Below are 312 nucleotides of genomic sequence, written 5' to 3' on the forward strand. Positions count from 1 at the left end.
CCTCAAAGCCTTGCTGGAAGTGGATGGGCTGCCGGCGTCGGTGCATACGGTCAACGTTGCAGGTGAGGCGCTGAAGCGCAGTCTGGTAGAGGCTTTGTTCGAGAAGACCGGCGTGCAACGCCTGTGCAACCTCTACGGCCCTTCGGAAACCACCACCTATTCAAGCTGGGTGGCGATGGACCGTGAAGACGGCTTCGCTCCCCATATCGGCAAGCCAGTCGGCAACACCCAGTTCTACCTGCTGGATGAGCAGCAACAGCCCGTGCCGCTGGGTGTTCCGGGTGAAATCTACATCGGTGGCGCCGGTGTGGC

Annotated in this window: 1 protein-coding gene; it reads left to right on the plus strand. The window is 61.2% G+C overall.

What is annotated here, in order from left to right; all coding sequences use genetic code 11:
- On the plus strand, positions 1-312 hold a 312-nt coding region (locus tag M5B96_RS32490; protein WP_248801267.1), incomplete at both ends, for an AMP-binding protein.

It is taken from the genome of Pseudomonas sp. MWU13-2105 (assembly GCF_023242315.1).
Taxonomy (GTDB): domain Bacteria; phylum Pseudomonadota; class Gammaproteobacteria; order Pseudomonadales; family Pseudomonadaceae; genus Aquipseudomonas.